The 8,258-nt window shown below is 41.5% G+C and carries 14 protein-coding genes; 6 read left to right on the top strand and 8 right to left on the bottom strand.

The window, feature by feature from the left end; translation table 11 throughout:
• The 4 genes from IQ264_RS30055 (at position 1) to IQ264_RS33570 (ending at position 854) form a co-directional block, all read left to right on the top strand.
• Positions 1-114, top strand: coding sequence for a transposase (locus IQ264_RS30055; protein ID WP_413470325.1), 114 nt, complete (start codon positions 1-3; stop codon positions 112-114).
• Between the two features lie 37 nt (positions 115-151).
• Positions 152-397 carry a hypothetical protein gene (locus tag IQ264_RS30050; protein ID WP_228061926.1) on the top strand — a complete coding sequence of 82 codons (246 nt, stop codon included), beginning with the start codon at positions 152-154 and terminating at the stop codon, positions 395-397.
• 54 nt (positions 398-451) lie between these two features.
• The gene (locus IQ264_RS30045) at positions 452-661 is read left to right on the top strand and encodes a hypothetical protein (protein ID WP_193985955.1); all 210 of its coding nucleotides are present in this window, start codon (positions 452-454) and stop codon (positions 659-661) included.
• A gap of 70 nt (positions 662-731) precedes the next feature.
• Positions 732-854, top strand: coding sequence for a hypothetical protein (locus IQ264_RS33570; RefSeq protein WP_265583120.1), 123 nt, complete (start codon positions 732-734; stop codon positions 852-854).
• A gap of 115 nt (positions 855-969) precedes the next feature.
• Here IQ264_RS33570 and IQ264_RS30040 read toward each other — a convergent pair whose 3' ends face one another.
• Complete coding sequence (locus IQ264_RS30040; protein ID WP_228061925.1) at positions 970-1,548, bottom strand: TetR/AcrR family transcriptional regulator; 579 nt, start codon at positions 1,546-1,548, stop codon at positions 970-972.
• Positions 1,549-1,673: 125 nt separating this feature from the next.
• Between IQ264_RS30040 and IQ264_RS30035 the strand changes: the two genes are divergently transcribed.
• On the top strand, positions 1,674-2,060 hold the full coding sequence (locus IQ264_RS30035; protein WP_193985953.1) for a DUF6463 family protein: 387 nt from the start codon (positions 1,674-1,676) through the stop codon (positions 2,058-2,060).
• Between the two features lie 380 nt (positions 2,061-2,440).
• Here IQ264_RS30035 and IQ264_RS30030 read toward each other — a convergent pair whose 3' ends face one another.
• The 4 genes from IQ264_RS30030 to IQ264_RS30015 all read right to left on the bottom strand — a co-directional run bounded on the left by IQ264_RS30030 (position 2,441) and on the right by IQ264_RS30015 (position 4,762).
• A complete protein-coding gene (locus tag IQ264_RS30030; protein WP_193985952.1) occupies positions 2,441-2,809 on the bottom strand; it encodes a VOC family protein in 369 nt (122 codons plus the stop codon).
• A gap of 172 nt (positions 2,810-2,981) precedes the next feature.
• A complete protein-coding gene (locus tag IQ264_RS30025; protein WP_193985951.1) occupies positions 2,982-3,476 on the bottom strand; it encodes a cupin domain-containing protein in 495 nt (164 codons plus the stop codon).
• Positions 3,469-3,945, bottom strand: coding sequence for a GNAT family N-acetyltransferase (locus IQ264_RS30020; RefSeq protein WP_322744834.1), 477 nt, complete (start codon positions 3,943-3,945; stop codon positions 3,469-3,471). The genes IQ264_RS30025 and IQ264_RS30020 overlap by 8 nt, the downstream gene beginning before the upstream one ends.
• 274 nt (positions 3,946-4,219) lie before the next feature.
• Complete coding sequence (locus IQ264_RS30015; RefSeq protein ID WP_193985949.1) at positions 4,220-4,762, bottom strand: PadR family transcriptional regulator; 543 nt, start codon at positions 4,760-4,762, stop codon at positions 4,220-4,222.
• 118 nt (positions 4,763-4,880) lie between these two features.
• Here IQ264_RS30015 and IQ264_RS30010 point away from each other — a divergent pair, with 118 nt between their 5' ends.
• Complete coding sequence (locus IQ264_RS30010; protein ID WP_193985948.1) at positions 4,881-5,285, top strand: monooxygenase family protein; 405 nt, start codon at positions 4,881-4,883, stop codon at positions 5,283-5,285.
• A 240-nt stretch (positions 5,286-5,525) separates the two neighbouring features.
• Here IQ264_RS30010 and IQ264_RS30005 read toward each other — a convergent pair whose 3' ends face one another.
• The 3 genes from IQ264_RS30005 to IQ264_RS29995 all read right to left on the bottom strand — a co-directional run.
• Positions 5,526-6,368, bottom strand: a complete 843-nt coding sequence (locus tag IQ264_RS30005; protein WP_193985947.1) for a hypothetical protein — start codon at positions 6,366-6,368, stop codon at positions 5,526-5,528.
• A 252-nt stretch (positions 6,369-6,620) separates the two neighbouring features.
• Positions 6,621-7,130, bottom strand: a complete 510-nt coding sequence (locus IQ264_RS30000; RefSeq protein WP_193985946.1) for a hypothetical protein — start codon at positions 7,128-7,130, stop codon at positions 6,621-6,623.
• A gap of 244 nt (positions 7,131-7,374) precedes the next feature.
• Positions 7,375-8,258: DegT/DnrJ/EryC1/StrS family aminotransferase (locus IQ264_RS29995; RefSeq protein WP_193985944.1), on the bottom strand; the 884-nt coding region annotated here is incomplete at its 5' end.

The following is an 8,258-nucleotide window of genomic DNA, read 5'->3' as shown; positions in this document are numbered from 1 at the left end:
ATTAATAATAAATTGAAATTACTCAAACGTTGTGGATTTGGCTTTAGGAATTTCCGCAATTTTGAATTAAGAGCTTTATTGTTCTGGCACTTCCCTAATAATTTAGCACAGTAAGTACGGAAGAACCGAAATCACGACAACTATAAATAACTTGAAACAACAGGCTTTAGATATCGTTGAAGAAGCGACCGCCTTAGAATTAAGGATTTTTGAACTTTTTGGAGAAATAGAAGAAACTATACCCTATCTTGATGAGGTGAAAACCGTAGTTGATGATGCAGAATCTTCTTTCTCTCGATTATCTACTCTCCAGTTACAAATTGCCAAAGCCCAACCCATTGCTCCTAGTGATATTCTAGAATTAATGAACCGAACCATTGCACTTGCCTCAAGCTAGGATTCCAGCCTGGGAACGTAGCATTCAAGAAGTCAAGCTAGAATGGAACCTACCATGACAAAGCAACCACGCATTCCAGATCCAGAAACCTCAAAACGCTTGTTAGCCAATTTGAGGAAAACTCATTTGGAAATGCAAGAATTTAATGAAGAATTAGCGGAAATTAATGCTAGATTAGCACAGTATATTAGCCAGCAAAAGTTGCAAAGAGTAAGGCATTCTCTTAATATTTTAACTGTAGAATCGGAGAAATTGCCTTCTTAGAAAATAGAAGAATGAGTAGCAAGCGCACCAGAGGTTTGGAAAAGCGATAGCTTTTTAATATTATCTAAAAGTGAAAAACGATAATGCTACGCATCACTACGCTATCACACCTAAATCCACTCCCAATTGCGATAATGCTACACAACGCTACGCGATCGCACAATTGAGATTAAAGTTCACGCCAGCCAGCTGACAAGCCCGCTGCACAGCATCTGAATCAGGGCGCTCGGTGAGTCCGAAAGGGTATCTGCGGCAGGTGAACGGGAGCGTTGGGCTGCTTCATATTTTTGTGTAGGCTGTCCCGATGTCTAATCTCGGCGCGTCAGAATAAGATGCTGGAGACGTACCTCAGCTAACCGTTCAGCCCGATCAGTCCGAGTACCAAGGACGAATTCGCCTATTAGCGAGTAATAAACCATCCTTGCGCGTACCGTCGCCTCAAATGGTGCGAAGCCAACCTCTAAAAATAAATTCCTCGTGTAGTCGAAACGATGTCGATCAACTTGGTCAAGAATTGCAGCAACTCTAGAATCATTAGCTGCCCAAGCTCGAATTGCATTCTCGACTTGACCATCATCTTGGATCGCCAGTTCAAACAAGTGAAGCAGTTTTGCTGAAGCATCGCCGCCTGCCGCCTCAACTTGCTCAATAATACTATCGGTTTCACGATTAACCCATTCTTTCAAGATTGCTTCTAAAAGCTCTTCCCGATTATTGAAATGCCAGTAGAAGCTACCTTTCGTCACATTCAGCAATTTAGCAAGTGGCTCAACTCGCACTGCTTCAACTCCATTGTGTGCTAAAACTTTTAGCCCTAAGCCGATCCAGTCTTGCTGTCCAAGCTGGGAAACCTGATTCTTCTTAACCATACGGTAGCGTATTGACATTTAGGGGATAGGTCACTAATGTATAACCATACGGTAGCGTATCTAATAGCTACTTATGGGCGTTTCAGGATTAGTGCCGGAAGCGAGTTAACACCAGAAAATCATTTAGACCCCAGGAGATGAAGATGCTTCGAGTCAGTGGGTACTGGTTGATTGTTACAAGTATCCTCCATGTCCTCATTCATGGATGGCTGTTTGCTAAACCTTTGATGGATATTGTGTACGATGGTTGGTTCAATACAGTCGCACCAAATCCATTAGCTCCTTTCTATGACCGAGAAATTGCATTTTGGTGCATGATGATAACGCCATTTCTCCTGGTAATAGGAGGGTTATGTTGTTGGGCACAAACAAAGGCGATCGCTTTACCAAGTTTTCTTGGTTGGATTCTCTTGCTAACGGCTGTTGTGGGAGTTACTGTCGAACCTATGTCGGGATTTTGGCTTATTATTCCTCCCTCAGTACTGATGCTGTTCGATTCACGGCGACGTAAAGAATCGTCCTTAGTCTGATGTGCTGGCATAGCGCCGCCCAACAATCCGCTTGCACCCGACCGTTTGAGCCTCTTCGTTGAGTCCGAAAGGTTAAGAAGAGATAAGCGTTTTGAAGCAGAGAGCGCTGCTCAGCAATGATTCTTCTTATCGTTTAACTACTCTGGGCTGATTGCGGTCATGTTTTCTTGCTCTCATAAGATCGTTTGCTGCAATGCTTCTTCTTCAGTAACGGGTTCAACATAGCCTAACTCTTCTCGAAACCGAGTTGTATCCATCGCCAGATGATACTGCCACCAGAATCTTGTCATAATCCTGCTTAAACTCAAAACCTAACCCCTCTAAGTTTCGATAGGGGTATCGGGAACAGGGAAAGAAGAACTGTTCACCCAAATCGATGATTAAGCAGGGGTGTGACATACCGCCTCAATGTTATGTCCATCTGGATCTAAGACGAAGGCACCATAATAATTGGGGTGGTAGTGAGTTCGTAGACCCGGAGCACCATTGTCTTGTCCCCCTGCTTGTAATGCGGCCTCATAGAATGCTTGAACCACCGCACGAGTTTCCGCGTGGAAAGCGATGTGAATTCTAGGGGTGTTGACATCTCCCTGAAAAATCCAAAAATCTGGTTGTCCATCTATTCCAAAGCCTGCTCCAGAATCATCAAACTCGTGTAGCAGTTGATAGCCAAGGGAAGCTAAAGAATGAGTGTAAAACTCTTTACTTCTTTCAAAGTTACTCACGTTAATGCCCGTATGGTCGATCATAAATTCTCTTTCCTCAACAGTAATGATGGAGGCGATCGCAATTATTCATCCAGTCCATCTGTTTCGTAGCTCTTGAGATGTTCTTCAAGGTGTCGCTATTCTGTTGTTATAGAGCAGATGGAAATTAATTATAACCTTGTGCATTTCTGAAATACTTAGTACTCCAACAGTTTCAGCGTTCAGATTTCATAACAGGTGGAACAGGTTCGTCTGCCCAGTAATCAGTACCTTCAAACTTGCCGACTTTACCAATCGATCTCGATAGCCACTTGTCTGAATCTGGGAAGTAGCAAACTTCATAGGAGAGGTTTTCGCCCATCATCAAAATATCAACTGTCTCCTCAGTATGGTTGTAAAACTGATGAGCAACTCGTTCGCCTCGTGGAAATGAAATTGCATCACCTTCTTTAACTTCAATCGTCTCGTCACCATAGCGCAGCATCGCTTTACCGCTCAGAATCAAGCAAAACTCATCCTCATGAACGTGATAGTGAAAAGGACAAGAAAGCGACTTTGGCTTCAAACGTTCAACAACGACACCAATATGTCCTTGCTTACGATCCATTCTGGGAGTTAATCTTTTTGACCAACCTGTGTAGTGTTCAGAGTAGGTTGCATCTTCCCATTCCAAATCGTTCATATTCACAATCTTTAAAGCATCAGTCATACCGTTCTCTCCAAACTTGCTGAAAATCTTTAGCTCCATATCTCTTTTCAAGATAGTGAACTTCGGGATCGTCGTCTCGTTGCCCTAAATCAATCCATCCGTGCTTAAGATAAAATCTCATTGCCACCTGATTTGTAGGATTAACATTCAATCGGGCTGAGTGACAACTCAGATGCTTGAAAAACTGGGCTGCGTATTGATCTAACTGTTGACCAAAACCCCGACCTCGAAACTCTGGAATTAGATAGAACAAATTGACGTAGCCAACGCTGGAATCGTGTTTCCAGCGCATCATCTCAATCTGCCCAATAATTTGCTCTTCTTTCCATAAATGTACACAACTGTTTGGAATTTCTGTCATTCGGTGTCTCAGCCATTGCAAATACTCCTCAACTCCACTTCCATCCTTTTTATAGAATCGAGCGGCTGAACCAAAGCTGCAAAGGAAAGAGTCTGCTCTGAACTGCACGCATAAATCTTGGTTTCGCTCTAGGTCGATAGGTTTGAACTCAAGCTTAAAAGATGGCAATCTAGTTTCTCCAGGCTAAATTTTTGCGTTAACAGAGCATCCTAATCTTGGATGGTTCAAACAGGCTTCCGACGATCTGGTATTATTCGTTTCTTCCAGCTTAGATCAAGTTCCTGTGATGAACTATCAAATTGTTGTGCCACTGCTTTGTCTATCGGCTCAACCGCGAGGATTGGTGTTCTGTGACATCTGGTAACTAAAATCCCGGATATGGCTACGTCAGTAACTGCATAATTTCATCACACCAAGCCAACCAGCCTGTTTCGTAATGAATTCCGCGCAACAGCGTCATGTACTGGAACTTGAGCGTTTTTGACAGCGTTTGTGGATTTGGGAAGTACTGATGCTTAATTTCGTGATAAATCGCTAAGCGCTGCTGATGCTGCTGACGATGCGCTTCTAGCTTTGCCACAATTGTCTGATGAGGCACTAAATATCCAGCATAAAGTTTCACCAGCAAATCATCTTTGAGCGGAGCCATTTCCTCCGACTCCGCGATCCATTGACATAACTGCTGTTTACCCATTGCTGTGACCGAATAAATACGTTTGTCGGGGCGATTTTCCTGCTGCACAGATTCGGCTTGCAGCCACTGATGAGCTTCCAAGCGGTTCAGTTCTCGGTAAATCTGTTGGAAGCTGGCGTTCCAGAAAAAACCAACTGAGCCTTCAACTGAGGGATTGAACCGCTTGGCAAGGTCATAGCCGCTGCGGGGGGCACTCATCAGGGCAGACAGAATGGCATAAGTAAGAGACATAGATAGCCGGTTGACATATTCACTTAATTGAGTATACCTTAGATTGTATATTCAACTAAGTGAATAATCTTGCTGTTGAGTATTAACTCGGGAATGTAAAATTAGCGGGAGTCTGAAGATGGCAAGTGCAAAACGCTATTCCATTTACCAAATTGATTTACCGGAACGTCCAGAGGCAGTCGTTTTTATCAACGGTTTCTTGGCACGCGATCGGGCTGGCTTTTTCTGGATGTGGAAAAATCTCTTGTGGATCAGAAATACCACAGCCAGCGCCACAGGTTGTCTGCAAGTGAAAGCTGGAATTTGCAGACCCAACGAAGTAGTCATGGTTAGCTACTGGCGTTCAGAACAAGACTTGAAACAGTTCTTCCAGGGAAAATCCCACCAGCAGATGATGCAATTTGTCATGAAACATCCTAATAGCCTCTGTTTGTATAATGAGACTTATCGCCCTGGACACAGCGGTAAGTACAGCCATGAACCTCAAGGAATGGCAACGCTTTACCCAGGTTTGGCAAAATAGACAGGGGCAATAATTAATTTATCTAAAATAGTTTTTTAGAGACAACTAATTAACGCCAAGAACCCACCAAAACGTAAGGTACCCAAAAATAAGGAATTCTATACTGCTCTGACTGCAAAAGTCCACTGCTACGGTGTAAGATGCGATCGCACTCTGATTATCTCCTCGCACTTTGAGCAGTCTTCCTAACTGCCATTGCCAGCGATAAGCAATATCTGAAGCATTAATTGCTCCATTCCCTTAAGTTACAATCTTCTTTTTGATCGTAGGCTTAGGCTTATCAGTAACAGTAGGTGGCGAACTTCTTGCTTCATCGACGTTACTCACTTCTTCCGCTTTAGCCCGCTTCTGCTGTTTCTTCAATTCTAGTGCTTCTGCCTTCAATGCCTTACCAGGTTTGAAATGTGGTGGTATCTCAGAAGTTGGTATCCCATTCAAGGATTCAAACCCAAACATATCCCTACCTGGGATAAACCTTGCTTTTATCTCCACAAAATAACGCTTACCTTGCTCCTCCTTCTGAAGTTTTGGATTAAATCGGAATGGTGGTACGAGCGCATCTTTCCAAATTAAGGGAAGATGCTGCGCTTTCATGAATCGAACTTTTCTTGCAGAATCTAACGGTTTAATTCTGGCCTTAATCTCTTCATTAAAATTCCGAAAAACTGAAATGCACGGCGTTCTACACACTGGAATAAATTGCCACAGTCCACAAAGTTTAAACTCAAAATCTTGTGCAGTGAATACATCCTTATCAGATGAATTGTCCTCACCATTTATAGGTGCGAATCCTACAAGCGAGAATCCTAATATGTGTGTTTTATCCCGCCCCGGAAAATGCAACGCTTGGGGATATACCGTTAGCCTTAATTCCTTAGACCCGTTTTCTCCTAATTCCAGTTTGAGTGCATCCCAAGCTCTCATCCCTTTGTTATGAGGCGCGTATTTCAAGGGGTACTCCTTCCCTTGTACCTGGACAAATGCTCTATTGATTTCGGAGTCTAACCTGACTTTCCCTGGTAAAATCCCAATAGCTTGAAATAATGTGGGCTTCTGTTCGCTAGGCTGTGGTTCGCTGGTCATAAATAAAAAGTTAGTCCCTAATATTTGGGCTTTTTCCAGCTATCATAGCTCAAATTTTCAACTTCCTTCCCACAACGCAAGTTGCATCAATAGCAGGTATTTGATAAAAATCTTTTGATTTTGCCCAAACTAAAACTGTTATTGATGCAGTGTTCGGCGAGTTACCTGGCGTTGTGCCTTTTTAACTTTTGATATTCTCCTCAATGACTTTTGTCGTGCAATACTGTGATGGGAATAAATAACAAATTTACATCAAGGCCCACCGATGAGTTGGTTTGATTCCCGTACAAGCAATTCATTAGCGAGCGCTCGATTATTTTGATAAATTTCCAATCGAATCGTGTTGGGATCTGAATATCGAAAAGTTATAATATAGTTAACATTCCGCTCTGAATCGGTAAATCGGTATTGCGGTCTGCTTGTCGTACCCGTGACATTGAAACCTGTTAAGTTAATTATATTACCATTTAACTTGTTTTTCACATGGAGAATGTAATAAGCAGGTTCATACGCCCAAAAAGAAGCCTGCCAATTCGAGTTAGAAAAAGTTCCGCGAATTGAAAAATTTTCTACCGTTATTGGGCAGTTGTTCTTCTCATCATCAATTCCTCGACTGGTATTTAAATAAGCTTGACACGGTTGGTCCGCTCTTGTTATCCCTCCTACTGCAAATGATAAAGAAAAAAAAACGGTAAACTGCAAACAGTGACTAAGACAATCCTTCTTAGGTTCATCATAATTTTCGCCTTGATTGTTTATCATTTATCCCAATCATATTAACCGACTAAAGGATGAAAAGTGCCATACGAACTCTTGAATTATCTTCTGGGCAACTAATTCGGATAAATTAGATTAATTTACTGCTCGCCACTGCTAAGGGACTTTCAGCTTAAATTGAACAGCTAAAAACTACTATTAACTTACGGAGAATTTTTACGGCTTTTATCTTAGAGTATGGCAATTTAAGATATTTTTTTTACTAACCGTATAACCTGACTATCAGGAGCTATTTGTAACATTGATGCTCCTGCTTGTATTGATTAATTAACCTAGCCAATCTAATAATATCTGTATCTGGCATACTTGGATATACAGGCAAATACAAAATTTGCTCGGACAACTGCTTGGCAGTAAACAGATTCTTTACCTTTGATAATTCAGTTTCGGAAAAATTTGAAAAATGAGTTAAGCTGGTATTACCTCGCGTAGCATCAAAACCTTCGGCTCTAAGTATAGTCATTAAAGAGTCAGGATTATCTAATAAAATGGGGAACACCCAAAAAGAATGAAAAGGTATTTTACTACCAGGATAAACAATTTCATGTGCTAAGTGAGAAATGAATAAACGAGCTTTAGCTTCTCGCTTTTGGAAGTAGCAATTATCTAAATTACTCAATCTTCGCCATAGCAATTGAAGCATCATTTGAGGAGGACTATATCTAATTTTAGTAAATAAATCTCCTGAAGCAAACCCTCTAGTTAAAGAATTAATGGTAAGATCAATATCAAAACCTAGCAACTTCATGACCGATATTAGATGCACATAAACTTGGGGAATCGATAATACTTTTAATCCCCAATATTTCAATACTCGTTGGCAAAACCAAAATTTGCTACGACAGGGATATTCTGCTGCCAAAGTAACCATTTTTTCAGCTATCGTTGAATCTTGAATACAAACAATAGCACCTCCCAAGGCAGTAGAAGATTTGATCGGTCCAAAACTAAACAAACTCACATCTGCTGCTTTAGCACCGCAATATTTAGTCCCACAAAATGCTTGAGCGCAGTCTTCAACTAAAAGAATTTGATGCTTTTGGCAAATCTCAACTATTGGTTCTAAATCAATAATTGAACCAAATAAATGAGCCACTACGAAAACACGGCTTT

Source organism: [Phormidium] sp. LEGE 05292 (genome assembly GCF_015207735.1).
Taxonomy (GTDB): Bacteria; Cyanobacteriota; Cyanobacteriia; order Cyanobacteriales; family Aerosakkonemataceae; genus Floridanema.
This window is presented reverse-complemented; position numbering and strand designations above follow the sequence as displayed.

Coding starts and splice junctions, on each gene's coding strand:
- IQ264_RS30045 (WP_193985955.1), top strand. CDS start 452: ATGACAAAGCAACCACGCATTCCAGATCCAGAAACCTCAAAACGCTTG.
- IQ264_RS30040 (WP_228061925.1), bottom strand. CDS start 1,548: ATGTCAATACGCTACCGTATGGTTAAGAAGAATCAGGTTTCCCAGCTT.
- IQ264_RS30035 (WP_193985953.1), top strand. CDS start 1,674: ATGCTTCGAGTCAGTGGGTACTGGTTGATTGTTACAAGTATCCTCCAT.
- IQ264_RS30030 (WP_193985952.1), bottom strand. CDS start 2,809: ATGATCGACCATACGGGCATTAACGTGAGTAACTTTGAAAGAAGTAAA.
- IQ264_RS30025 (WP_193985951.1), bottom strand. CDS start 3,476: ATGACTGATGCTTTAAAGATTGTGAATATGAACGATTTGGAATGGGAA.
- IQ264_RS30015 (WP_193985949.1), bottom strand. CDS start 4,762: ATGTCTCTTACTTATGCCATTCTGTCTGCCCTGATGAGTGCCCCCCGC.
- IQ264_RS30010 (WP_193985948.1), top strand. CDS start 4,881: ATGGCAAGTGCAAAACGCTATTCCATTTACCAAATTGATTTACCGGAA.
- IQ264_RS30005 (WP_193985947.1), bottom strand. CDS start 6,368: ATGACCAGCGAACCACAGCCTAGCGAACAGAAGCCCACATTATTTCAA.
- IQ264_RS30000 (WP_193985946.1), bottom strand. CDS start 7,130: ATGATAAACAATCAAGGCGAAAATTATGATGAACCTAAGAAGGATTGT.